Below are 23,495 nucleotides of genomic sequence, written 5' to 3'. Positions count from 1 at the left end.
CGGCCGACTCCGATCCCCGCGGACCCCGGCCGACCGCGGTCCTGCACGAGCGCCAGGGGCCCCGGATCGAGGACGTGCAGGCTCACGGCACCTCCCGGAACCGGATCTCGTCGCCCGGTGCGAGCAGCGCGGCCGGCGACCGCTCGACGTCCCAGAGCGCGGAAGCGGTGGAGCCGAGCAGCTGCCAGCCGCCGGGGGAGGAGCGGGGGTAGATCCCGGAGTAGCGGCCCGCCACCGCGACCGACCCCGTCGGCACTTCGGTCCGGGGCTCTGCTCGGCGCGGCACCTCCGGCCACTCGCCGAGCGGGACCAGGTAGGCGAAGCCGGGCGCGAAGCCTCCGAACGCCGCACGCCACACGGTCGTCGTGTGCCGCTCCACCAGCTCGGCCGCACTCCACCCGAGGATCGCCGCGGTGCTTCCGAGATCGGCTCCGTCGTAGCGGACGTCGAGGGTGTGCACGCGACCGGCGGTGGCCGCCGTGCAGGTGCTCGTGACCGCGGCGGTGGCGCGGACCCAGCGGGACGCCTCCGCGGGGGTCAGGACGTCGGGGTCGAGCACCACCAGCACGGTCCTCGCCGCGGGGACCAGGTCGACGACACCGGTCGGCCGCGAGCGCTCGAGGGCCGACGCGAGCGCGAGCGCCCCGTCGAGCCCCTCCAGCTCGACGAGCACGGCCCGGTCGCCGGAGGGCAGCAGGCGCGCCTCGATCACCGCACCGCGGGTGCCAGAGCGACGCCCGCCTCCGCGAGGGCCCGACGCACCGCGACGGCCGTGGCGAGGGCGCCGGGGAGTCCCCGTGCACGCAGAGAGAGTCGACCTCCACGGCGAGGACACCGCCGTCGCGATCGAGCACCGTGCCGTCCACCGCCATCCGCACGGCTCGCGCGGCGATGAGCTCCGGATCCTCCAGGAGGGCGCCCGCCTCGGCGCGCGGCACGAGGGTGCCGTCGGGGCGGTAGCCGCGGTCGACGAACGCCTCGCGGACGAAGGGCGAGCCGGCGGCCGCGGCCGCGCGCTCGATGGCGGAGGAGACGAGCCCGAGGATCGGCAGGCCGGGTGCGGTGTCGCGCACGGCGGCGGCAACGGCCTCGGCCTGGACCTCGTCGTGCACGATCCGGTTGTACAGGGCCCCGTGCGGCTTCACGTAGCGGACCCGGGTGCCGGCCGCCCGCGCCACGGCCTCCAGCGCGCCGATCTGGTAGACGACGTCGGCGTGGAGCTCGTCGCGGTTCACCGGGATCTCGCGCCGTCCGAAGCCCGTGAGATCCCGGTACGACACGTGAGCGCCGACCGCGACTCCCGCTCGGCCGCGGTCCTGCAACGGGCGAGCATGATCGACGGATCACCCGCGTGGAAGCCGCAGGCGATGCTGGCGCTCGAGGACGACCTGCAGGATCCCGTCGTCGTCGCCGAGCCGCCAGACGCCGAAGCCCTCGCCGAGATCCGCGTTGAGGTCGATCGCGCTGCGCATGCCCTCGAGCCTACGGTTCCCGTCCAGACGGCGAGAGTAGCGTTGTCGGGCGCACTCGCGTCCTCACCCCCGTCGGACAGACACTCGAGTGCGCCCGCCCCCACGAGGAGAACTCATGCGCACCGTATCCGCCTACGCCGCCCCGTCCGCCACCGAGCCGCTCGTCCCGACCACCGTCGAGCGCCGCGACGTCGGCCCGCACGACGTCCTCATCGAGATCGCCTACTCCGGCATCTGCCACTCCGACATCCACACCGTGCGCCGGCGAGTGGGGACCGGTCGCCTACCCGCTGACCGTCGGCCACGAGATCGTCGGCGTCGTCGCCGAGGTCGGCTCCGAGGTCTCGAAGCACTCCGTCGGCGACCGCGTCGGCGTCGGCTGCATGGTGAACTCCTGCCGCGAGTGCGAGAACTGCCTCGCGGGCGAGGAGCAGTACTGCCTGAAGGGGAACGTCGGCACCTATGCCGCCGTCGACCGCGACGGCACGATCACCCAGGGCGGCTACTCCACCCACGTCGTGGTCGTCGAGGACTTCGTGCTCCGCGTGCCGGAGTCCATCCCCTACGAGGCCGCCGCGCCGCTTCTGTGCGCCGGCATCACCACCTACTCGCCCCTGTCGCACTGGAACGCCGGCCCCGGCAAGAAGGTCGCCGTCGTCGGACTCGGCGGCCTGGGCCACATGGCTGTGCAGTTCGCGCACGCGATGGGCGCCGAGGTCACCGTGCTCTCGCAGACCCTCGGCAAGAAGGACGACGGCCTGCGCCTGGGCGCCGACCACTACTACGCGACGAAGGACGAGGAGACGTTCTCGACCCTCGCGAACACCTTCGACATCATCCTGAACACCGTGAGCGCGCCGCTCGACCTCGACGCCTACCTCGGCATGCTGCGTCTGAACGGCACCATGGTCAACGTCGGCGCCCCGGCCGAGGCCCTGCCGCTGCACGTCTTCACGCTGTTCGGCGCCCGCCGCTCCTTCGCGGGCTCGGGCATCGGCGGCATCCGCGAGACCCAGGAGATGCTCGACTTCTGCGCCGAGAAGGGCATCGCCAGCGAGGTCGAGGTGATCCCGGCCTCCGAGATCAACGCGGCGTACGAGCGCGTGCTCTCCTCCGACGTGCGCTACCGCTTCGTCATCGACGTCGCGACCATGGCGGAGTAGTCCGCGCTAGCCTCGCGGCATGAGCGAACGGAGTCATCCCGCAGTCGACCGCGTCCTCGCCGACCTCGCCGGGCACGGAGTGCATCCGCCCGTGCGCTGGCTCGACGAGGCCGCGTCGACGGCGGCCCTCGCGGCCGCGGCGCTCGGCATCGAGCCCGGCCAGATCGCGAACTCGCTGGTGTTCCTGCTCGACGGGGAGCCGCTGCTCGTCCTCACGAGCGGCGGCCACCGCGTCGACACGGGCTGGCTGGGCGGCGAGCTCGGCGGCACGATCGGTCGGGCGAGCGCCTCGGTGGTCAAGGAGGCCACGGGCCAGACCATCGGAGGCGTCGCACCGGTCGGTCATCCGCTCCGGCTGCGCACCGTGGTCGACGAGGCTCTCGCCGATTTCGACACGGTGTGGGCGGCGGCGGGGCACGCGCACACGGTCTACCCCACGAGCGCCTCGGAGCTCGTGCGGGTCACCGGGGAGTGCTGCGCGCGGTCGTCCCGCCCGCCTGACCGGCGCCGTCCTGCAGAAGGAGCCGGCACCCGTCCGGCCGCTTGCGCGGTCCGGGGGTGCCGGCTCCTCGTGGTCGTGCGGCGGCTCAGCGCACCCGGCCCGCGCCGTCGGCGGCGGTGACCAGGAAGAGCTCGGGCTCGCGGAAGCCCTTCTCGGCGAAGGCGGCGAGGACCGCGGCGCGGACCTCCTCCTCCTTCTCGACCGGCGTCAGCGCGATCGCGGAGCCGCCGAAGCCGCCGCCGGTCATGCGCGCGCCGATCGCGCCGGCGCCACGGGACGCCTCGACCGCCGTGTCGAGCTCGGGCACCGAGATCTCGAAGTCGTCGCGGAGCGAGACGTGTCCGGCGTCGAGCAGCTCGCCGATGGCCCGGGGGCCCTGCTCGCGGAGGGTCCGCACCGTCGAGAGGACGCGGGCGTCCTCGGTGACGACGTGCTTCACCCGGCGGTAGGTGACGTCGTCGAGGAGCTCCTCGGCGCGGGGGAGGTCGTCGACGGAGAGCTCGCGGAGCGACTCCACCCCGAGGGTCGAGGCGCCGAGCTCGCACGAGGCGCGCCGCTCGGCGTAACCGCCCGTGGCGTGCGCGTGCTCGACGCGCGTGTCGATGACCAGCAGCACGAGTCCGGCCTCCTCGAAGCCGAGCGGGATCACCTCGGTGTCCAGGCTCCGGCAGTCCAGGAACACGGCCGCGTCGCGCTGCCCGAAGAGGGAGGCGGACTCGTCCATGATCCCGGTCGGGGCGCCGACAGCGACGTTCTCGGCACGGCGTCCGACGCGGGCGAGCGTCGCCTTGTCGAGGTCGAGCTCCCAGAGCTCGTTCAACGCGACGGCCATCGCGCACATGAGCGCGGCCGAGCTCGACAGCCCTGCCCCCACGGGTACGTCGGAGTCGACGAAGGCGTCGAAGCCCGATCGGGTGCCGAGGTCGACGCCGTACTCCGTCAGCGCCCAGACGACGCCGAGCGGATACGCCGACCAGCCCGCGATCGCTCCGGGCGCGAGGTCGTCGAGCGAGATCTCGACGTGCTCGGGCGAGAAGGCGCTGGCGATGCGGATGACGCGGTCCTCGCGGGGCGCGACGGCCATGGCGGTCGCGCGGTCGATGGCGAACGGGAACACGAAGCCGTCGTTGTAGTCGGTGTGCTCGCCGATCAGGTTCACCCGTCCGGGACCGGCCCAGACACCGACGGGCGGACGGCCGTACTCGCGCTCGAAGTCGCGGGCGGCGCGCTCGGCGACGGCGTCGAGCGAGGGGGAGGCGGTGGTCATCGGGTCTCCTCGGAGTCGGAGGGGGAGTCGGGGAGGGAGGCGTCGGGCCGGGCGGAGACCTCGTCGGCCAGCGTCGCGGCGTCGGCGCGCTCGATGGCCGCGCGCAGGGCGGCGGCACTCGTCTCGGGCGGGATGTCGCCGATCCAGGCGCCCATGGCGGCCTCGCTGCCGGCGAGGTACTTGAGCTTGGTCTCGGCGCGGCGGGGGGAGGTGATCTGCAGCATCAGTCGCACCTCGTCGCGGCGCTCGTGCACCGGTGCCTGGTGCCAGGCGGCGATGTAGGGCGTCGGAGTGTCGTACAGGGCGTCGATGCCGCGGAGCAGGCGCTGGTAGACGACCGCGAGCTCGTCCCGCTCCTCGGGCGTCGTCTCGCTGATGTCGGCGACGTGACGGTGCGGCAGGAGGTGCACCTCGACGGGCCAGCGCGCGGCGAACGGCACGAACGCGGTGAAGTGCTCGCCGCGGATCAGCACGCGCTCGCCGGCCTGCTCGAAGGCGAGGATGTCGGCGAAGAGAGTGGGGCCGTAGGAGTCGAGCGACGCCAGCAGTCGCGTGGTACGCGGGGTGACGTAGGGGTACGAGTAGATCTGGCCGTGCGGGTGGTGCAGCGTCACTCCGATCGCCTCGCCGCGGTTCTCGAACGGGAAGACCTGCTGCACGCCCGGCAAGGCGGACAGGGCGGCGACGCGGTCGGCCCACGCCTCGACGACGGTGCGGGCGCGCGAGGCCGAGAGGGTCGAGAACGACCCCTCGTGCTCGGGGCTGAAGCAGACGACCTCGCAGCGGCCGACGCTGGTCAGGGTGCGGCCGAGGCCGAGGGTGCGGAGGTCTTCGAGCGAGGCGGGGGCGTCGTCGTCCTCGAGCAGCGGCCCGAAGGACGGCGAGCGGTTCTCGAAGACCGCCACGTCGTAGAGGCTGGGCACCTCGGAGGGGTTGGTCGGCGAGGCCGGGGCGAGCGGGTCGAGCTCGGCCGGTGGCAGGAACACGCGGTTCTGCCGGGAGGCGGCGATCGACACCCACTCGCCGGTGAGGACGTCTTGGCGCATGCGCGCGGTCGCGGGGCGAGAATCGAGGTCGCGGGCGTCCGCGGCGCGCTCGGGCGGCAGCGTCGTGTCGGCGTCGTCGAAGTAGAGGAGCTCTCGCCCGTCGGCGAGGAGGTGCGGGCGCTTGACGACGCCGGCGGAGAGGGGGATCGCTTCGTTCATGGCGGGACCCAGACTAGAGGTGCTCCTTCGAAAAGGAAAGCACGGTTTCCCTTTGACAAGCGGCGCGCGGGCGGCGACCATGGCCGGATGAGAGCGGACGGCGAGCAGGACGGGCGGAGCGCCTCGAGCGCCGCGTCCGCATGCGGCTCCTGGCCGAGGCGTCCGGCTTCGTCTCGGTCGCCGACCTCGCCGAGCGCCTGGGCGTCTCGGTCGTCACCGTGCGCTCCGACCTCGATCTGCTGACGGCGGAGGGCTCACTGCAGCGGGTCAGGGGCGGAGCGATCCCGTCGGCTCACCGAGCGGGCGAGCGCTCGCTCGAGGAGGGGCTCGCGTCGGCGGCGGAGGAGAAGGCGGCGATCGGCCGCGAGGCCGCCGCCTCCGTCTCCTCCGGCGAGAGCGTGATCCTCGACGTCGGCACGACTCCGCTCGCCATCGCCCACGCCCTGGTGGCGCGGGAGGACCTGCGTGACGTCACGATCATCACCAACGGGCTCTCCACCGCCCTCGCGCTGGAGCCGGCGATCCCGCGGTTCACGGTCGTCGTGACCGGCGGCACCCTGCGCCCCCTGCAGCACTCGCTCGTCGAGCCCCTCGCCTCCGAGATGCTCGAGCGGATCCGCGCGGACACGGCCTTCGTGGGCTGCACCGGCGTGCATCCGGGTGCCGGAGTCACGAACGTGAACCTGCCCGAGGCGACTCTCAAGCGCCGGATGCTGGGGGCCGCCGCCCGCCGCGTCGTCGTGGCCGATTCGCGCAAGCTCGGCGTGATCGACCTCGGGCGCGTCGGCGGCGCCGCCGAGTTCGACCTCCTGCTCACCGGAGCGGGCGCCCCGCGGGCGTCGTCGCCGAGCTCGAGGAGGCGGGGCTGGCCGTGACGCGCTGCGGCGGAGCCGGTGGCGACGCCGGGCGCTCCCTCCCTCACGTCAGTCCGTAGGATTCAGGCATGGCCGACTTCACTCCCGCCCCCGCGACCGGGCGCCAGTTCGCGCTCGACCTCACCGCCGAGGGCCGCACCCTGCACGCCGTCGTCACGGAGGTGGCCGCAGCGCTGCGCCACCTCTCCGTCGACGGCGTCGAGATCACCGCCGGATACCCCGAGACGATCGTCCCGCCGTTCGGGTCGGGGACCGTGCTGGTCCCGTGGCCGAACCGCGTCAGGGACGGGAAGTGGCACCACGCCGGGCGGACCCTCCAGCTCGACATCACCGAGCCGAAGTACCACAACGCCCTCCACGGGCTCCTGACCGCCACCTCCTACCGCCTCGTCGACCAGGGTCCCTCGTTCGTCGAGCTGGCCGCCCCGGTGGTCCCGCAGCGCGGCTGGCCCTTCCACCTCGAGACGAGCGTGCGCTACGAGCTGCAGGCCGACGGTCTGGAGGGTCGTGCACCGCGTGGTCAACGTCGGAGCGGACGAGGCGCCGGTCGCGATCGGCACGCACCCCTTCCTGGCGATCGGCGACGTCCCGACCGACGAGCTCGAGCTCACGGTCGACGCGGCCGTGCACATCGAGGTCGACGAGCGCCTGAACCCCATCGGGCAGAGCCCCGTCGAGGGCACGGAGTGGGACCTCCGCCGCGGCCGCCGCGTGGGCGATCTCGAGCTGGACGACGCGTGGGCCGACGTCAGCGTCGTCGACGGCGAGAGCGTGCACGGGCTCCGCGCGGCCGACGGCCGCCGCGTGCTGCTCTGGGCCGACTCCTCGCACAACTACATCCAGGTGTTCATCACCCGGATCTTCCCCGAGGGCGACGACGTGAAGACCGCCATCGCCGTCGAGCCGATGACGGCGCCGGCCGAGGCCCTCAACTCCGGGCAGGGCCTGCGCTGGCTCGAGCCGGGCGAGGAGTGGACCGTCGCGTGGGGCATCCGCCACGAGGGGTTCCCCACCGCCTCATGACGGTGAGCACCTCGACGGGGCGCGACAACGCCGCCAAGCGCGCGGCGCCGTCCGGATGAAGCGGATCGCGACCGGGCTCCTGATCGCGATGGCGGTCGTCTTCGCGATCTCGTTCGCCCTGCAGGACCGGTACCCGTGGCTGCAGTGGGTCCGCGCGGCGAGCGAGGGCGGCATGGTCGGCGCTCTGGCCGACTGGTTCGCGGTGACCGCCCTGTTCCGCCGGCCGCTCGGGCTCCCCATCCCGCACACGGCCATCATCGCGACCAAGAAGGACGAGATCGGCACGAGCCTCGCCCAGTTCGTGGAGGAGAACTTCCTGCGCGGGGCGATCGTGCGCGAGAAGCTCGACTCGTTCGGCATCGCCCGGCGCGCCGGGGTCTGGCTCGCCGAGCCGGTGAACGCGCACCGCGTGGGCGACGAGAGCGCCGCCGCCGTCCGCGCGGCGATCGCGCTGCTCGACGACTCGCACGTGCAGGGCGTCATCGAGTCGCTCGCCCGCCGCCATCTCCTGGACCCGCAATGGGGACCGCCCCTGGGCAAGCTCGTCGGCGGCATCGTCGAGGCGGGTCACCACCGGCGCCTCGTCGACACGCTCGTCGAGCAGGCGGAGGCGTGGCTCGCCGCGAATCCGCAGAGCTTCACCCGCATGGTCAGCGGCAGGCTGCCCGCGTGGCTGCCGTCGGGGTCAGCCGGGCGATCGACGAGCGCCTCTACCACGAGGCCCTCGTCTTCGTGCACGCGGTGCGGGAGGAGCAGGGTCATCCGCTGCGCCGGGCGATCGACGGCTACCTCGAGACGCTGGCCGTCGACCTCGGCACCGATCCCGACCTCGTCGCCCGCGTCGAGGAGATCAAGAACCAGGCCTTCGACAGTCCTCGGGTGCGCGAGCTCGCGGGCGACGTCTGGGAGTCGACGAAGTCCTCGCTCCTGGGAGCGATGGACGATCCCGAGAGCCCGTTGCGCGCGAACCTCGAGTCCATCGTCGTCGATCTCGGCCGCCGGCTGTCGACCGACGAGCGCCTCGCCGGAACGGTCGACGCGTGGGTCGGCACTGTCGCGTCGAACCTCGTCGACCGCTACCGGGCGGACATCGCGAGCATCATCGGCGACACGATCCAGCGCTGGGACCCGCGCGAGACCTCCGACAAGCTGGAGCTGCAGGTGGGCAAGGACCTCCAGTTCATCCGGATCAACGGCACGGTCGTCGGCGCGCTCGCCGGCCTCGTCATCTTCACCGTCGCGCACGCCCTCCTCGGCTCCTGACCGGGCGGCGGTTCCTGGGAGAAGGGCGGTGTCCCGGGGAGCGGCGACCGCCGCTCCGCAAGCCCTCGCCGGTGTCGGTGGTCGCGCGTACCGTCGCAGCATGAGCGACAACGACACCACCGGATCCGACATCAAGACCGAGGGCGACGTCCTCGGCGCCCGCGCCGACGACGGCAGCGACACCAGCGCCAGCAAGGACCCGTCCGACTGGGTGACCGGCGACGAGCCGATGACCGGCCCGCAGCGCAGCTACCTCGACACCCTCGCGCGCGAGGCGGGCGAGACCCTCCCCGCCGATCTGACGAAGGCGCAGGCGTCCGAGCACATCGACCGCCTGCAGTCCTCCACCGGTCGCGGCGAGTCCACGAACGGCCACGACTGAGCCGCTACCGGCGCAATAGGAAGTCGCGCGGCGGTGAGCAATGATGCCGCCGCGCGCCCCCGTGCGGGGTGCGTCGAGCTGTGTCGGTGCTCCCTAGGGTTCCGGCATGGCGATCTCTCGCACCACGCGGACAGCCCTCGATCTCATCGACGCGATCCGCGTACCCGGGGCGATCGACCCTCGGCTGGCGAGACAGGTCGCGACCTCGCTCCGGCTCCTGCTCGAAGCGGGCACCTTCGGGCCGAGCGAACGCGCGGTGCGCCGCCGGGCGCGGCGTCTCCGGCGTCGTCCACTGATCCACTGAGGGCCTCCCGCCCTCGCCTCCTGCAGGGAGCACCGCCGGTCCGACCTCGTGTGAGCGCTCCGGGGGCAGACACGCGGCTCCGCGCGGATTAGAGTCGTGCCATCCGGTCCGCCGGACGCCCGCGGAGGAGCCCCCCGACGATCCCGTCGTCGGAGCGACGCGCCGCCGCCGTCCGCTCGCCACGGCGAGCGACCCGCCACTGCCGACGCACTGCGCCGACGCCGTCTCGATGAGGAGACCGTCATGTCGATCCGCTCCACCGTCCTCGCTCTCGCTTCCGTCGTCGCCCTCGCGGGCGCCGCGGGCTCCCGCCCTCGCCGACCACAACGCCGGCGCCAACCTCGACGACCACGCCTCGAGCGACATCTCGTCGACCGGCTCCTGCTACTACGGCGAGCTGCTCTCGGGCGCGCCCGACAGGAGCCTGGTCACCACCAGCTACCGATTCGTGCGAAGCGGGAGATCGTTGACGCTGGTGTGCTCGTACACCGGCATCCCCTCGTTCATCCCCGCGTCGGAGAACGGGGACGGCGACTGGTACGCCCCGACGAAGCCCGTGCGCTTCGTCGCCGAGAACGCGTGCCTCCTCCCGGAGTCGAGTCCGCCGGAGAGGTCTATCTCGACGATCCCGATCGCCCGGTCGACTCCGTGGACGCGAGCACGCTCTGGTACCGCTCGACGATGACCATGGTCTGCTTCTGGGCGGACGATCCGACGCGCTGACCGACCGGAGGGGCGACCGGACGGTCGCCCTCCGCGCTCCGATCGTGATCGAAGCGCTCCCTCCGCACCAACCGCGTCCCTCCTCCGGGGGCGTAGGCTCCCGACAGGTGCTCCCACCGCCGTCGCACCGCCGCGACGACGGCAGGGTCGCCAGTGAGGACGACGATGTCTCAGCGGACCGCATCCCGCAGCTCTGTCAGCGTTCGGCTCGTCCGGTGGTACCGGACCGACGACGGCTGGCGCTCGCAGGTCGTGCACGGCCGGCTGCTCGAGCACCAGGGCGGCGTCTGGCGCCTGGTCGACGGCGACGAGCTGACCGAGTACCCCGACTCGATCTGGGCTCTCTGCCACGAGTAGGGCGCAGGATCAGTCCTGCTCGCGGCCCAGCAGGGCCCACTCGTCGTACTCGTCGCCGACGTCCGGCTGATCCTCGGCCGCGACGTGCTCGATCCGCGGCTCCAGCGCGCGCCTGCGCTCCGTGAGGTCGGCGAGCGCCTCGGCGTCGGCCTCCGGATCCTCCGGGGCGTCGTCCTCGACGAGGAGCAGCTGGCTCGCGGGACCGATGAGCAGCTCCGCCTGCTCCGGGTCGCCGTCGAGGGACCTGCCCGCGATCCGGACGGTGTCGGCGATGCCGCGCAGTCCGAGCTCGCGGGCGTAGGCGAGGATCTCGTGTGCCACGGCGTCCCCCACGAGGAGTGCTCCGCCGGCGTAGTGAAGGCGCTTCATGCCCTCCATGCTCGCCTCGGCTCCCGGCGCCTGCAGGGGGATTCCGTTCCTCCGCCGAGGTCGCTAGCACCCCGGACAAGGGCCCCACGATCGGGGGCCGCCCCAGGACGGCGCGCCGTGTCCACCCCGACGGGCCGATCCGGCCCCCTGGGAAAATCGTTCCATGGGTCAGCTCATCTACGGTTCCTCCGACGTCTACGAGTTCGAGGACCGCGTGCTGGCCCACCGTTCAGGCCGTCGTGGGTCGCGAGCTCCGCCGACAGGAGACCTTCTACCTGAGCTGGGTGAAGCCCGTCGAGAGCGGATCCGGACGCGTCTCCGTCTGGATCTCGCCCCACATCCCGCTGCAGTTCCACTTCGTCGGCGGACGCCCGCCGCGCCTGAACGACCTCTGGCTGCGCGAGATGCTCGCGACGGCCCACGGCGACCGCGGCGTCGTCGTGACCCGCGAGCCCGAGTCGAGCGCCGTGCCGGAGTCGCCGAGGCCGTAGGGACCGGACTCGGGGCGGCGGCGGTCCCGGACGGCGGGGAGGGAGTGGGCCCCGTCGGGCTCGAACCGACGACCCGCGGATTAAAAGTCCGCTGCTCTGCCAACTGAGCTAGAGGCCCGCGGGTCCCAGGGTAGCGCGCCCGCGGAGACCCCGGGAGCGGGGGCCCGCGGGCGTGCGGGAGCGCAGGTCGAGGGGCATACTCGGGCACCCGGGGGCGTTACCCTCACCGAACCCCTCCACCACCGGACGGACGCGCGCGTCCGCCCACCGACCGCGGAAGGCGGCCCCATGACAGACGGCTTCCACAAGCCGACCAAGTTCCCCTCCCACGTCTTCGAGGCGTTCCAGGGAGGAGAGGACCCGGCGCAGATCAGCCGCGTCGCCCACGAGACGGCCATCGCGCTCCTCAGCCGCGTCCGGAACGATCCCGATCCGGTGATCATCGACCGCCTCGTCGAGTACACCGATCACAACGGCATCGACGCGCTCGCCGAGCTCTGGGCGCGCCTCGAGCGCGGCCAGCCTGCCCGGGGCGCTCTGGCGCATCTACCTGCTGCGTCTGGTGATCCGGCAGGACCCCGACAGCACGAGCTTCCTGTACCAGCGGGGCGTGGAGCTGTCGTCCACGATCGATCCGGTGGTCGCGGGTGCCAGCACGCCGACCGGCCCGGCCGAGATCACCGAGCTCGCCGATCGCATCCTGCGCGGGGTGTTCGACGGCGACTTCGCCGTGGCGCTGGATCGCGCGGCCGCCTTCTGCCGCGTGAGCGCCTCCGGAGCCGCTTCGGTCGCCGACGACGTCGAGCTGATCGACGGACCGAGGGCGAGCGAGCTCACCACCCGCGCACTGCGCCTCTCGACCACCGCCGCCGAGCTCGTCAGCTGCGCGCGCCTCTGGCGCAGCGACTCGCTGGAGTAGCGCGCACTCGGCCGCCGTCGGCCGCAACCCCGTTCACCGCCCGCGAACGCGTCTCGCGAGCACCCCGGGGGCAGTGGTTACACTGGGTACGGCCGGATCGCAGTAACCCCGGGCTCCACTTATAGCCGCTTCGAGCGGCCTCGCGCCGAGAGGCGTTCCTGCGGTCCGGCCCCTTCTCCCGCTCGTGAGCGAGGAAGCGAGGGCCCGGTGACAGGCGGCCCGAGACGGCCGTTCCGCACAGCACGTCAGAGTCCTCGACAGACAGGCGCGATCCCGATGAAGAACCGCACCGCGTTCCGGAGAGGCGCGCGGTGGTGGGCCGGGATCGGCCTGCTGGTCGCCGCCGTCCTGTACTTCCTCGGCGCCCCGCTCGTCGACGGCGCGGACGGCGCCCTCCTCGGCGGGGGCCTCACGGTCTCGCAGGGGGCGGTGATGCGCTCGCTGGCGATCCTCGACGTGATCGCCGGCCTCTGGGTGCTCATCCGTCCGCGCACCTACCCGGCTCTCACCGCCGCGGCCGCCGGGCTGATCGCCCTCTGGCTCTCGCCCCGGCTGTCCGCCCCCGCGCCGCTGGATCTCGGAGCCCTCGCGATCGACATCCGCTTCGTGGTGCACCCGATCGAGGTCGTCGTGATCGTCGCAGCCGTGTCGATCGTGGTCTCCTCCGTGGCCAACGGCTTCCGGAGCAGGGCCCGGGCGGGGCAGCGCGGATGAGCGACGGGACGACGACCGATCTCGGCACGCTCCTCGAGCGCGTCGCCTCCGCCGACCAGGCGGCCTTCGCCGAGCTCTACGACCTCACCGCCTCGCGGGTCCTCGGGCTCGTCACCCGCGTCCTCGTCGACCGCGCGCAGTCCGAGGAGGTGACCCAGGAGGTGTTCCTCGAGATCTGGCAAACCGCTGCACGCTTCGCTCCGAATAAAGGAAGCGCGACGACCTGGATCCTCACGATGGCACACCGCAGGGCCATCGACAGGGTACGCGCGGCCCAGGCGGGCCGCGACAGGGACGTCCGCATCGGAATCCGGGATCTCGGTCGTGACTACGACCAGGTCGCCGAGCAGGCGGAGGTGTCTCTTGAGCACGAGAAGGTCGCGGCCGCCATGGGCCGCTTGACGGAGCTGCAGCGGCAGGCGCTGCAGCTGGCGTACTACGGCGGATACTCGCACAGCGAGATCGCGGGGATCCTGCAGTGCCCCGTCGGTACCGTGAAGACGCGCCTGCGCGATGGAATGATCAGACTTCGAGAAGAGATGGGGGTGACCCGGTGACCGATGCGCTTCGACCCGACGAGGCGGAGGATCCCCGCGACCTCGCCGCCGGGCACGCCCTGGGCATCCTGACTCCGCGCGAGCAGGCCCGCTACGAGCAGTACCTCGCTGAGCATCCGGAGGCGCGGGCCGAAGCCGACGAGTTCTCGGCCGTTGCCGAGGCGCTCGCCGACGACGCGCCGTCCGTGGCGCCGTCGCCGACCCTCAAGGCCGATCTGATGGCGCTCATCGCCACCACGCCCCAGCTCCTGCGCGAGGAGCCCCTCGAGCAGACCGAGGCGCCCCGACTCCACGCCGTCGAACCCGACCGGGAGGCGGCCGCAGTGCCGCCGTCCGCGTCCGGTCGCCACGGCGCCGAGGCCAGGCTCGCGGACGCTGGTTCACGCGACCGGCGATCTACCTGTCGGCCGCGGCCGCCGCCGCGGTGATCGTGGTCGGCGGAGTGACGCTGCCCTCCGTCCTCTCGCCGGGCTCCGGCCAGACGCAGGAGCTGACGGCCCTCGAGCAGATTCGCAGTGCTCCCGACGCGCAGGAGTCGACCGCCACGGTCGCCTCGGGCGAGTCCGCCACGCTGGTCTGGTCGAGCTCGCTGGGACGCTCGGCGCTCGTCGTCGACGACCTCGCTCCGCTGCCCGACGGCAAGACCTACGAGCTCTGGTACATCGACTCGTCGGGACCCGTGGCCGCCGGCCTCTTCGAGGGTGGTGACGGCCGGACGGTCGCGCCCTCGAGGGGACGATGGCCGAGGGCGCCGTGGTCGCCGTCACCGTCGAGGACGAGGGCGGATCGGAGACCCCGACCACCGAGCCGATCCTGGCGATCGAGACCGCCTGACACCGACCTCCTCGACGACGAGAGCCGCACGCCCCGAGGGGAGTGCGGCTCTCGTCGTCGTGGCGGAGGATCAGCCGAAGCGGCCCGAGACGTAGTCCTCGGTGGCCTGGACGGACGGGCGCGAGAACATCGTCGCGGTGTCGTCGTACTCGATGAGCTTGCCCGGCTTGCCGGTGCCCGCGATGTTGAAGAACGCGGTGCGGTCCGAGACGCGCGAGGCCTGCTGCATGTTGTGCGTCACGATCACGATCGTGTACTCGTTCTTGAGCTCCTCGATCAGGTCCTCGATCGCGAGGGTCGAGATCGGGTCGAGCGCCGAGCAGGGCTCGTCCATCAGCAGGACATCGGGGGAGACGGCGATCGCGCGGGCGATGCACAAACGCTGCTGCTGCCCGCCCGAGAGACCGGAGCCGGGCTTCCGAGACGGTCCTTCACCTCGTTCCAGAGGTTCGCGCCCTGGAGCGACTTCTCGACCAGGTCGTCCGCGTCGCTCTTGCTGATGCGGCGGTTGTTGAGCTTGACGCCCGCCAGCACGTTGTCGCGGATGGACATCGTCGGGAACGGGTTCGGCCGCTGGAAGACCATGCCCACCTGGCGGCGGACGAGGACGGGGTCGACGCCGGGTCCGTAGAGGTTGTTCCCGTCGATCAGCACCTCGCCGTCGACGTAGGCGCCGGGGATGACCTCGTGCATCCGGTTGAGCGTGCGGAGGAAGGTCGACTTGCCGCAGCCGGAGGGCCCGATGAAGGCGGTGACGGTGCGGGGCTCGATGGTGAGCCCGACTCCCTCGACCGCGAGGAACTTGCTGTAGTAGACGTTGAGGTCGTTGACTTCGATGCGCTTGGACAACGGAGATCCTTCGGGTTAGCGGCCGAGCTTGGGGCGAAGATGCGCGCGACCAGGCGTGCGAGCAGGTTGAGGAGCATGACGATCAGGATGAGGACGAGCGCGCCCGTCCAGGCCCGGTCGATGTAGGCGGCGGCGTCGGAGCCCTGGTCGGCGTACTGGCGGAAGACGTAGACCGGGAGGGTCATCATCCGGTCGTCGAACGGGTTGTAGTTCATCGACTGCGTGAAACCGGCGACGATGAGCAGCGGAGCCGTCTCGCCGATGACGCGGGCGATCGAGAGCATGACGCCCGTCACGATGCCGGCGATGGAGGTGGGGAGGACGATCTTCAGGACGGTCAGCCACTTCGGCACGCCGAGGGCGAAGGACGCCTCGCGCAGCTCGTTCGGGACGAGGCGCAGCATCTCCTCGGTCGAGCGGACGACCACGGGGATCATCAGCACCGAGAGGGCGATCGCGCCGCCGAAGCCCATGCGGACGCCCGGCTCGAAGAACAGCACCAGCAGGGCGTAGGCGAACAGTCCCGCGACGATCGAGGGGATGCCCGTCATCACGTCCACGAAGAAGGTGATGCCGCGGGCGAGCGCGCCCCGGCCGTACTCGACCAGGTAGATGGCCGTCATCAGGCCGATCGGGATCGAGATGACCGCCGCGAGCGCCGTGATGATGAGCGTGCCCATGATCGCGTGCAGCGCGCCGCCGCCCTCGCCGACGACGTTGCGCATCGAGGAGGTGAAGAAGAGGAGGTCGAAGCGCGCGGCACCGGCCGTGATCGCGGTGTACATCAGCGAGATCAGCGGGATCAGCGCGACGACGAACGCGGCGGTGACGAGCGTCGTGACGACCCGGTCGGTGGCGCGCCGCGCGCCCTCCACCAGTCGGGCGAGCACGAACACCGACACGGTGTAGAGCACGGCGCCGAAGAAGACGGTGCCGACGACGTCGAAGCCTTCGGTCACTCCGCTGACCGCGAGGAGCCCGTAGACGACGGCCATCAGGGCGATGCTGCCGACCAGGAGCGCGAGGGGGGCCCACTTGGGCAGCCGCCCGCTGGTGAGGGTGTTCGTCACTGCGGGAGCGGCGTCCTCGACGCGGCGGCGCTGGCGAGGAGGAGTCGTCATGGTGACCATCAGTTCGCTCCCGAGAAGGCCTTGCGGCGGTTGATGATGTAGCGGGCCAGCATGTTCACGATGAGCGTGATGGCGAAGAGCATCAGGCCGGAGGCGATCAGCTCGTTGATCTTGAGGCCGTACGCCTCGGGGAAGCTCAGCGCGATGTTCGCGGCGACCGTGTTGGAGTTGGTCGACTGAAGCAGCGCGAAGTTCACGACGAAGGACGGCGAGAGGACGATGGCGACGGCCATCGTCTCGCCCAGCGCGCGGCCGAGGCCGAGCATCGAGGCCGAGATGATGCCGGGGCGGCCGAAGGGGAGGACCGCGGTGCGGACCATCTCCCAGCGGGTCGCGCCGAGGGCGAGCGCCGCCTCCTCGTGCAGGGTCGGCGTCTGGAGGAAGACCTCGCGCGAGATCGCCGTGACGATCGGCAGGATCATCACGGCGAGGACCAGCGCGACGGTGAGGATCGTGCGGCCGGTGCCCGAGACGGGACCGGAGAAGAGCGGGAACCAGCCGAAGGCGTTCGTGAGGAACGTGTAGAAGGGCTGGACGAAGGGGGCGAGGACCGTGATGCCCCAGAGGCCGAAGACGACCGACGGCACGGCGGCCAGCAGGTCGATCACGTAGCCCAGGCCCTGCGCGAGACGGCGCGGGGCGTAGTGCGAGATGAAGAGCGCGATGCCGATCGAGATCGGGACGGCGATGACGAGGGCCAGGGCCGCGGCGTAGACCGTGCCGAAGACCAGGGGCCCGACGTAGGCCCAGAAGCCGGCGCCGCCGGAGATGTCGTCGGCCGGCGCGGTGAGCGCGGGATCGACTGCACGACCAGGAAGAGGGCGACGGCGGCGAGGATGACGAGGATCAGCGTGCCGGAGGCGACTGCCGACCCGGCGAAGATCCGGTCGGCCGGACGCTGCTTCGCCTTGATGGCGCCGACGGGCCGCTCTGCGGTGCTCATGGTGGGTTCCCTGCGTTCGGTGTGGGGAGGGGGCCGAGCCGAGACGGCCCCGGACCGGTGGGGGTCCGGGGCCGATTCGCGCGGGGGTGCTACTTGATGGACTCGATCGCGGTGGCGACCTGGGTCGACAGCTCGGACGAGAGCGGGGCGGCACCGGCGGAGGTCGCGGCCTCCTCCTGACCGGCCTCGCTGGTCACGTAGCCAAGGTACGCCTTGACGAGCTCTAGCCGTCGCGGGGTCCTGGTACTCCTGGCAGGCGATGAGGTAGCTGACCAGGACGACCGGGTAGACGCCCGACTCCTCGGTGGAGTAGTCGATGTCGTACACGATGTCGTTCTCGGGACGGTCGGTCGCCTCGGGCGAGGCGTCGACGATCGCGGCAGCGGCCTCGGGGGAGTACTCGACGAACTCCTCGCCGACCTTGATCTTCGCGGTGCCGAGGTCACCGGCGCGCGACGCGTCGGCGTAGCCGATGGTGTTGGTGCCGTTGGTCACGGTGTCGATGACGCCCGAGGTGCCCTGGGCCGCCTCGCCGCCCTCGTAGGGCCAGACGCCGTCCGGCTCCGCGTCCCACACGTCAGGAGCGGTCGCGTTGAGGTACGCGGCGAAGTTCTCGGTGGTGCCCGAGTCGTCCGAGCGGTGAACGGCGGTGATGTTGGCGTCCGGGAGCGTCGCGTCGGGGTTGAGCGCGGTGATCTCGGGGGCGTTCCACTTGGTGATGGTGCCCTTGAAGATGCCCGCGGCGGTGGCCGCGTCGAGGTTGAGCTCGTCCACGCCGTCGACCTTGAAGACCAGGGCGATGGGGGAGATGTAGGCGGGGACGTCGATGGCGGAGGTGCCCTCGGCGCACTTGCCGAAGGAGCCGTCGAGCTCCTCGAGCTTCAGCGCGCGGTCCGAGCCGGCGAAGTCGGCACCGCCGGCGATGAACGCCTCGCGGCCCGCGCCCGAGCCGTCGGGCGAGTAGTTGATGGTGACGCCGGGGTTCTCCGTCTGGAAGGCGGCGACCCAGGCCTCCTGGGCCGACCCCTGCGACGAGGCGCCGATGCCGTTGAGCGTGCCCTCGAGGCTGCTGCCGGAGCCCGACTCGGAGGACCCGCCTGCGGAGGCGCCCCCTCGTTGGCTGCGCACGAGGTCAGAGTGATCGCTGCGACGGCGGCGACGACGGCCGCCTGGCCGAGACGCGAGATTCTCACAAGTATCCCTTTCGGGTAGGAAAGCATGGAAACAGAACAGGGCCTGGTGCAGCCCGCGAGCGAATGTACGAGGGGGTCGTGTCCGCCCACGGTCCGCTGGGTGAACGGGCGGTGAACGAGGCCCGTCGGGGCTTGCCGGGCGCGACGGGGATCCGGCTCGATCCGCCGTCTTCGGGAGGAGGCTCAGGCGAGCGGCGAGTGCGTCTCGATCGCGACGATGCCCGAGCCGGGGTGCTCGCTCGAGAGGTGCACGACCGTGAATCCCCCGGTGGGCAGGTGCGACGCCTCGTCGAGGTACGGGCCGATCGGAGTCGCGGTGGCGAGGGCGATCTCGCGCAGGATCTCCGGGATCACCGGCCGGTGGCTGCAGAGCACCGCCGACTTGCGTGCGCGCACGCGCTTGCCGACCAGGCTCCGGATGTCGGCCGTGCCGTTCTCGTACGACTCCTGGCTGATCTCCTCGGACAGTCGCACCGGTCGCTTCAGAAGGGAGGAGAGGGGAGCGACGGTGGCACGGCAGCGCTTCGCGGTGCTCGAGACGAGGCGGCGCGGGCGCCAGGCGGCGACGGCGCGTCCGGCGGCCGCGGCCTCCTCGGCACCGCGGCGGTTGAGGCGGCGGGTGGAGTCGCGCCCGTCCCAGGAGGAGGCGGGCACGGCCTTCGCGTGCCGCAGCACCACGAGCGCGAACGTCTCGAGCGCCCCCCGTGCGGCGATCCGGGCGAACTCGTCGACGATCGCGACGTCGTGCGAGTAGGTGAGGTACCCGCGCGCCCGCTTGGGCGTCACCCACTCCAGCGCCTCCACCTCGCGGTTCGGGAGGAAGTCGGAGTGGAGCACGGCCTTCTCGCTGACCTTCGCGGCCCAGTAGTACACGGCCTTGGGCCGCCCGTTGGGCAGCGTGTACTCGGTCGAGCCCAGCGGCACGCCGAGCCCGACGGCGAGCCCGGTCTCCTCCCGGATCTCGCGCACCGCGGTCTCGGGCAGCGACTCGCCGGGGTCGACCTTGCCCTTGGGCAGGCTGACGTCCCTCCGGTGAGGCCGGTGGATCACGAGGATGTGCGGGCGGCCCCTCGATGATCCGCCAGCACACCGCTCCGGCCGCGTAGACGGTCCCCGTCACGGCGTCAGCGGGAGGAGGCCCGGGAAGCGGCCCGCGACGCGATGCGCTTGCGGTGCGTGATGTGCGCCATCAGACGGTTCTGGAGATCCGACAGCGGGGCTCCGTCCTCGTCGAGGTGGCGGCGCGTCCAGACTCCGTCGGGTCCGAGCCACCACGAGGCCGTCTTCTCGTCCATCGCGCGCTCGAACATGTCGTCGATCTCGCTGAGGTGGGCGGGCTCGACGATCCGCACGAGGGCCTCGACACGGCGGTCGAGGTTGCGGTGCATCATGTCGGCGCTGCCGATGTAGACCACCGGATCGCCGTCGTTGACGAAGCTGAAGATGCGCGAGTGCTCGAGGTAGCGGCCCAGGATCGAGCGGACGCGGATGTTCTCGCTGAGCCCCTCCTGCCCCGGCTTCAGCCCGCAGATGCCGCGGACCCAGACGTCGACCGGGACCCCGGCCTGGCTGGCGCGGTAGAGCGCGTCGATCACCGCCTCGTCGACGATCGAGTTGACCTTGATCCGGATCCCGGAGGGCTTGCCCGCGCGGGCGTTCTCGGTCTCGGCATCGATCCTCTTGAGGAGTCCCTTGCGGAGGTGGCGCGGAGCGACGAGCAGGCGCTTGAACTTCTTCTCGATCGCGTACCCCGACAGCTCGTTGAACAGACGGGTGAGGTCCTTGCCGACCTCGTCGTCGGCGGTCAGCAGGCCGAGGTCCTCGTAGATGCGCGAGGTCTTCGGGTTGTAGTTGCCGGTGCCGATGTGGGAGTAGTGCCGCAGCACTCCGCCCTTCTCCTGGCGGATGACGAGAGCGAGCTTGCAGTGCGTCTTGAGGCCGACGAGGCCGTAGACGACGTGCACGCCGGCCTTCCGAGCTTGCGGGCCCACGAGATGTTGGCCTGCTCGTCGAAGCGCGCCTTGATCTCGACCAGGGCGAGCACCTGCTTGCCCGACTCGGCCGCGTCGATGAGGGCCTCGACGATGGGGGAGTCGCCCGAGGTGCGGTAGAGCGTCTGCTTGATCGCGAGCACGTCGGGATCGGCGGCGGCCTGCTCGAGGAACGACTGCACGCTCGTCGCGAACGACTCGTAGGGGTGGTGCAGCAGCACGTCGCCGCGCGAGACCGCCTTGAAGACGTCCTGGCGCTGGTTCGGCTCCGTCGGCATGAGCTGCGCCGCCGTCGTGGGCACGTGGTTGGGGTACTTCAGGTCCGGCCGGTCGATCTTCTGCAGGCTGAAGAGGCCGCTGAGATCCAGGGGAGCCGGGAGCTTGTAGACCTCCTGCGTCGTGATGTCGAGCTCCCGGACGAGCAGGCCGAGCGTCTCGTCGTCCATGTCGTCGGTGACCTCGAGGCGGATGGGCGGGCCGAACCGGCGTCGCAGCAGCTCCTTCTCGAGCGCCTTGATGAGGTTCTCGGTCTCGTCCTCGTCGACCTCGACGTCCTCGTTGCGGGTCACCCGGAAGACGTGGTGATCGAGGATCTCCATGCCGGGGAACAGGTCGTCGAGCTCGTTGGCGATGAGGTCCTCGAGCGAGATGAACCGCATGGGCTCGCCGGGCGCGGCGACGCCGGCGATGCGCACGAAGCGGGGGAGCATCTGCGGCACCTTGAGGCGGGCGAACTCGGTCTTCTGGGTCTTGGGGTTGCGCACCCGGACCGACAGGTTGAGCGAGAGCCCGGAGATGTACGGGAACGGGTGCGCCGGGTCGACGGCCAGCGGCATCAGGACCGGGAAGATCTGTGCCGAGAAGTAGTCGTCCAGCACCGCCCGCTCGGCGTCGCTGAGCTCGTCCCAGCGGACGATGTCGATGCCGGCGTCCCGCAGGGCGGGCTCGACCTGGTCCTTGAAGGCCCGGGCGTGACGCTGCTGGAGCTGGTGCGCCTTCTCCGAGATGTCGGTCAGCACGTCCAGGGGGACGCGGCCGATGTTCGTCGTGAGGGCGAGGCCGGTGAGGATGCGGCGCTTCAGACCGGCGACCCGCACCATGAAGAACTCGTCGAGGTTCGAGGAGAAGATCGCGAGGAAGTTGGCGCGCTCGAGCACCGGCACCAGCGGGTCCTCGGCGAGTTCGAGCACGCGCTGGTTGAACGCCAGCCAGCTCAGCTCGCGGTCGAGGTAGCGGTTGTCCGGGAGGAGGGGTCCGAGTGCTCCTCCTCGTCATCGAAGTCGTCGTCGAGTTCGTCGCTCAGGCCGTCTTCGAGAATGAGGTTGTCGCCGTCCATGCGACCATCCTGGCACCGCCTCCGCGCGCTCCGCGCCGCCCGTGGTGAATGCGGGTGAACGCGGTCGGGGAGGAGCCTCCGGATCAGCGGACGGCGGGCGTGCGCTGCAGGTACTGCACGTCGACGGAGGCGTCGGTGAAGCCGAGCGAGCGGTACAGGGCCACGGCCGAGCGGTTCTCGGCCTCGACGTAGAGGTCGGCGGCGGGCAGCCGCGCGCGAGCATGCGGGCGAGGCCCGCGCCCAGGAGGGCGCGGCCGAGGCCGCGGCCCGCCTCCTCCGGAGCGATGCCGAGCACGTAGATCTCGCCCGTCGCGGAGCCGGGCTCGATCTTCAGCCAGTCGTAGCCCACGAGAGCGCCGGAGGCGTTCCGCAGCACCAGGAAGTCGCCCTCGTCGAACCAGTCCTCGGCCCGGCGGGCGGCGAGGTCGTCCTCGGTGATCCGTCCCTGCTCCGGATGCGCAGCGAACACGCGCGCGTTGAGCGCGACCCACTCCGCAGGATCGAGACCGCGGGCGTCCGAGAGCACGTACCCCTCGGGGACCCGCACCGCGGGGGCGACCAGGGGCTCGAGCTCGAGGTGCAGGAGCGTGCGCACCGGAGCGAAGCCGCGCGACTCGGCGAGCGAGCGCGCCGCGGGGTGGTCGCCGTGCGCCCACGCCAGCAGACCCGTGCGTCCGCTCGCGAGCACCTGCTCGAGCACGGCGCGGCCGAAGCCCACGCCGCGCCACTCCGGATCGACGACGAACTCGAGCTCGCCCTGCCCGAGGACGGCCGCGGCGACGACCACGTCGGCGCGCAGGCCGATCAGCAGCGTGCGCGAGCCGGTGCGCGCGTCGACCAGGGTCTGGTCGCTGAAGGGCGGCTGCCCGTCGAACCACTGGGCGCGGCCGATCAGCTGCTCGAGACCGGCCGACACCGAGGGGTCGGCCAGGTTCTCAACGGAGAGGTTGAGGGACTCGCTCATTGTCCTCTTCGTAGACGTTGAACCGGTATCCGACGTTGCGGACGGTGCCGATGAGGGACTCGAGGTCGCCGAGCTTCGCGCGCAGGCGCCGCACGTGCACGTCGACCGTGCGCGTGCCGCCGAAGTAGTCGTAGCCCCACACCTCGCTGAGCAGCTGCTCGCGGGTGAACACCCGGGACGGGTGGGTGGCGAAGAAGCGCAGGAGCTCGAACTCCTTGAAGGTGAGGTCGAGGGGGCGGCCGTGGACCTTCGCGGAGTAGCTCGCCTCGTCGATCACGACGCCGGAGGCCTGGATGCGCGACGTCGACTGCTCCTGGGCGAGGCGGCCGATGACGAGGCGGATGCGCGCGTCGACCTCGGCGGGCCCGGCGGAGTCGAGGATCACGTCGTTGACGCCCCAGTCGGCCGAGACCGCCGTCAGCCCGCCCTCGGTGAGGATCAGGATGAGCGGCACGTTGATGCCGGTGGTGGTCAGGATCTTGCAGAGCGACTTGGCGCTCGCGAGGTCCTGACGGGCGTCGACGAAGATGAGATCGCAGCTCGGGGCGTTCACGAGCTGGGCCGGCTCTGCCGGGATCTGCCGGGTCTTGTGGCTGAGGAGCCCCAGCGCGGGCAGCACCTCGGTGCCCCCCGCAGAGGTCAGTATCAACAACTGCGCCACGGATCCTC

Annotated in this window: 18 protein-coding genes, 1 tRNA gene and 10 pseudogenes; 15 read left to right on the top strand and 14 right to left on the bottom strand. The window is 71.6% G+C overall.

Annotation, left to right across the window (positions count from 1 at the left end; genetic code table 11):
* Positions 1–82 precede the first annotated feature (82 nt).
* Both AC0CII_RS08425 and AC0CII_RS08420 read right to left on the bottom strand, forming a co-directional pair.
* Positions 83–673 (bottom strand): 5-oxoprolinase subunit B family protein, encoded by a 591-nt coding sequence (locus tag AC0CII_RS08425; protein WP_465229276.1) that lies wholly within the window; start codon positions 671–673, stop codon positions 83–85.
* A 35-nt stretch (positions 674–708) separates the two neighbouring features.
* Positions 709–1,472 (bottom strand): annotated as a pseudogene (locus AC0CII_RS08420) (LamB/YcsF family protein).
* Positions 1,473–1,587: 115 nt separating this feature from the next.
* On the opposite strand from AC0CII_RS08420, the pseudogene AC0CII_RS08415 reads away from it, so the two are divergent.
* Both AC0CII_RS08415 and AC0CII_RS08410 read left to right on the top strand, forming a co-directional pair.
* A pseudogene (locus AC0CII_RS08415) lies at positions 1,588–2,635 on the top strand (NAD(P)-dependent alcohol dehydrogenase).
* 19 nt (positions 2,636–2,654) lie between these two features.
* A complete protein-coding gene (locus AC0CII_RS08410) occupies positions 2,655–3,257 on the top strand; it encodes a YbaK/EbsC family protein (RefSeq protein ID WP_465229153.1) in 603 nt (200 codons plus the stop codon).
* On the opposite strand, the gene galK is transcribed toward AC0CII_RS08410, so the two are convergent.
* Together galK and galT are read right to left on the bottom strand one after the other, a co-directional pair.
* Positions 3,223–4,404: a galactokinase gene (gene galK / locus AC0CII_RS08405; protein ID WP_465228139.1), complete on the bottom strand. Its 1,182-nt coding sequence runs from the start codon at positions 4,402–4,404 to the stop codon at positions 3,223–3,225. The genes AC0CII_RS08410 and galK overlap by 35 nt on opposite strands.
* Positions 4,401–5,609: a galactose-1-phosphate uridylyltransferase gene (gene galT / locus AC0CII_RS08400; RefSeq protein ID WP_465229152.1), complete on the bottom strand. Its 1,209-nt coding sequence runs from the start codon at positions 5,607–5,609 to the stop codon at positions 4,401–4,403. Before galT ends, galK begins: the two co-directional genes overlap by 4 nt.
* A gap of 140 nt (positions 5,610–5,749) precedes the next feature.
* Here galT and AC0CII_RS08395 point away from each other — a divergent pair, with 140 nt between their 5' ends.
* The 7 genes and pseudogenes from AC0CII_RS08395 to AC0CII_RS08365 all read left to right on the top strand — a co-directional run bounded on the left by AC0CII_RS08395 (position 5,750) and on the right by AC0CII_RS08365 (position 10,536).
* Positions 5,750–6,484 carry a DeoR/GlpR family DNA-binding transcription regulator gene (locus tag AC0CII_RS08395; RefSeq protein ID WP_465229151.1) on the top strand — a complete coding sequence of 245 codons (735 nt, stop codon included), beginning with the start codon at positions 5,750–5,752 and terminating at the stop codon, positions 6,482–6,484.
* 68 nt (positions 6,485–6,552) lie between these two features.
* Positions 6,553–6,924: pseudogene (locus tag AC0CII_RS08390) on the top strand (aldose epimerase family protein); the annotation flags it as partial.
* A 76-nt stretch (positions 6,925–7,000) separates the two neighbouring features.
* Entirely contained in the window at positions 7,001–7,507 is a 507-nt protein-coding gene (locus AC0CII_RS08385; protein WP_465229150.1) for an aldose epimerase family protein, read from the top strand.
* Positions 7,508–7,562: 55 nt separating this feature from the next.
* Positions 7,563–8,770: pseudogene (locus AC0CII_RS08380) on the top strand (DUF445 domain-containing protein).
* Positions 8,771–8,870: 100 nt separating this feature from the next.
* Entirely contained in the window at positions 8,871–9,152 is a 282-nt protein-coding gene (locus AC0CII_RS08375) for a DUF3072 domain-containing protein (protein ID WP_207406607.1), read from the top strand.
* A 533-nt stretch (positions 9,153–9,685) separates the two neighbouring features.
* The gene (locus tag AC0CII_RS08370; protein WP_465229149.1) at positions 9,686–10,141 is read left to right on the top strand and encodes a hypothetical protein; all 456 of its coding nucleotides are present in this window, start codon (positions 9,686–9,688) and stop codon (positions 10,139–10,141) included.
* Positions 10,142–10,344: 203 nt separating this feature from the next.
* The gene (locus tag AC0CII_RS08365) at positions 10,345–10,536 is read left to right on the top strand and encodes a hypothetical protein (RefSeq protein WP_465227968.1); all 192 of its coding nucleotides are present in this window, start codon (positions 10,345–10,347) and stop codon (positions 10,534–10,536) included.
* Positions 10,537–10,545: 9 nt separating this feature from the next.
* Here AC0CII_RS08365 and AC0CII_RS08360 read toward each other — a convergent pair whose 3' ends face one another.
* Entirely contained in the window at positions 10,546–10,905 is a 360-nt protein-coding gene (locus tag AC0CII_RS08360) for a hypothetical protein (RefSeq protein WP_465227969.1), read from the bottom strand.
* Positions 10,906–11,144: 239 nt separating this feature from the next.
* On the opposite strand from AC0CII_RS08360, the gene AC0CII_RS08355 reads away from it, so the two are divergent.
* Complete coding sequence (locus AC0CII_RS08355; RefSeq protein ID WP_465229148.1) at positions 11,145–11,396, top strand: DUF7882 family protein; 252 nt, start codon at positions 11,145–11,147, stop codon at positions 11,394–11,396.
* 45 nt (positions 11,397–11,441) lie between these two features.
* On the opposite strand, the gene AC0CII_RS08350 is transcribed toward AC0CII_RS08355, so the two are convergent.
* A tRNA-Lys gene (locus AC0CII_RS08350) sits at positions 11,442–11,514 on the bottom strand.
* 444 nt (positions 11,515–11,958) lie between these two features.
* Here AC0CII_RS08350 and AC0CII_RS08345 point away from each other — a divergent pair.
* From AC0CII_RS08345 to AC0CII_RS08325, 5 genes and pseudogenes are all read left to right on the top strand, one after another.
* A complete protein-coding gene (locus tag AC0CII_RS08345; RefSeq protein WP_465229147.1) occupies positions 11,959–12,315 on the top strand; it encodes a hypothetical protein in 357 nt (118 codons plus the stop codon).
* Positions 12,316–12,591: 276 nt separating this feature from the next.
* Positions 12,592–13,029 carry a hypothetical protein gene (locus AC0CII_RS08340; RefSeq protein WP_465227971.1) on the top strand — a complete coding sequence of 146 codons (438 nt, stop codon included), beginning with the start codon at positions 12,592–12,594 and terminating at the stop codon, positions 13,027–13,029.
* Positions 13,026–13,586 (top strand): ECF RNA polymerase sigma factor SigK, encoded by a 561-nt coding sequence (gene sigK / locus AC0CII_RS08335; protein WP_465227972.1) that lies wholly within the window; start codon positions 13,026–13,028, stop codon positions 13,584–13,586. Before AC0CII_RS08340 ends, sigK begins: the two co-directional genes overlap by 4 nt.
* Positions 13,583–14,014, top strand: coding sequence for a hypothetical protein (locus tag AC0CII_RS08330; protein ID WP_465229146.1), 432 nt, complete (start codon positions 13,583–13,585; stop codon positions 14,012–14,014). Before sigK ends, AC0CII_RS08330 begins: the two co-directional genes overlap by 4 nt.
* Positions 14,011–14,262: pseudogene (locus AC0CII_RS08325) on the top strand (anti-sigma factor); the annotation flags it as partial. The gene AC0CII_RS08330 and the pseudogene AC0CII_RS08325, both read left to right, overlap by 4 nt.
* A 228-nt stretch (positions 14,263–14,490) precedes the next feature.
* On the opposite strand, the pseudogene pstB reads toward AC0CII_RS08325, so the two are convergent.
* The 8 genes and pseudogenes from pstB to AC0CII_RS08285 all read right to left on the bottom strand — a co-directional run bounded on the left by pstB (position 14,491) and on the right by AC0CII_RS08285 (position 23,487).
* Positions 14,491–15,269: pseudogene (gene pstB, locus AC0CII_RS08320) on the bottom strand (phosphate ABC transporter ATP-binding protein PstB).
* A 29-nt stretch (positions 15,270–15,298) separates the two neighbouring features.
* Positions 15,299–16,390 (bottom strand): annotated as a pseudogene (gene pstA / locus AC0CII_RS08315) (phosphate ABC transporter permease PstA); the annotation flags it as partial.
* Between the two features lie 8 nt (positions 16,391–16,398).
* A pseudogene (pstC, locus tag AC0CII_RS08310) lies at positions 16,399–17,342 on the bottom strand (phosphate ABC transporter permease subunit PstC).
* A gap of 89 nt (positions 17,343–17,431) precedes the next feature.
* Positions 17,432–18,535, bottom strand: a pseudogene (locus AC0CII_RS08305) (phosphate ABC transporter substrate-binding protein PstS).
* A gap of 183 nt (positions 18,536–18,718) precedes the next feature.
* Positions 18,719–19,585 (bottom strand): NUDIX hydrolase, encoded by an 867-nt coding sequence (locus AC0CII_RS08300; RefSeq protein WP_465229145.1) that lies wholly within the window; start codon positions 19,583–19,585, stop codon positions 18,719–18,721.
* Between the two features lie 74 nt (positions 19,586–19,659).
* Positions 19,660–21,862 (bottom strand): annotated as a pseudogene (locus tag AC0CII_RS08295) (RNA degradosome polyphosphate kinase).
* Positions 21,798–22,826, bottom strand: coding sequence for a mycothiol synthase (gene mshD, locus AC0CII_RS08290; RefSeq protein ID WP_465229144.1), 1,029 nt, complete (start codon positions 22,824–22,826; stop codon positions 21,798–21,800). Before mshD ends, AC0CII_RS08295 begins: the two are co-directional and overlap by 65 nt.
* Entirely contained in the window at positions 22,798–23,487 is a 690-nt protein-coding gene (locus AC0CII_RS08285; protein ID WP_207406579.1) for a winged helix-turn-helix domain-containing protein, read from the bottom strand. Before AC0CII_RS08285 ends, mshD begins: the two co-directional genes overlap by 29 nt.
* Positions 23,488–23,495 lie beyond the last annotated feature (8 nt).

Source organism: Rathayibacter sp. AC182 (assembly GCF_979253875.1).
The sequence above is the reverse complement of the archived record's forward strand: the minus strand, read 5'-3'. Positions and strand labels throughout refer to the sequence as shown.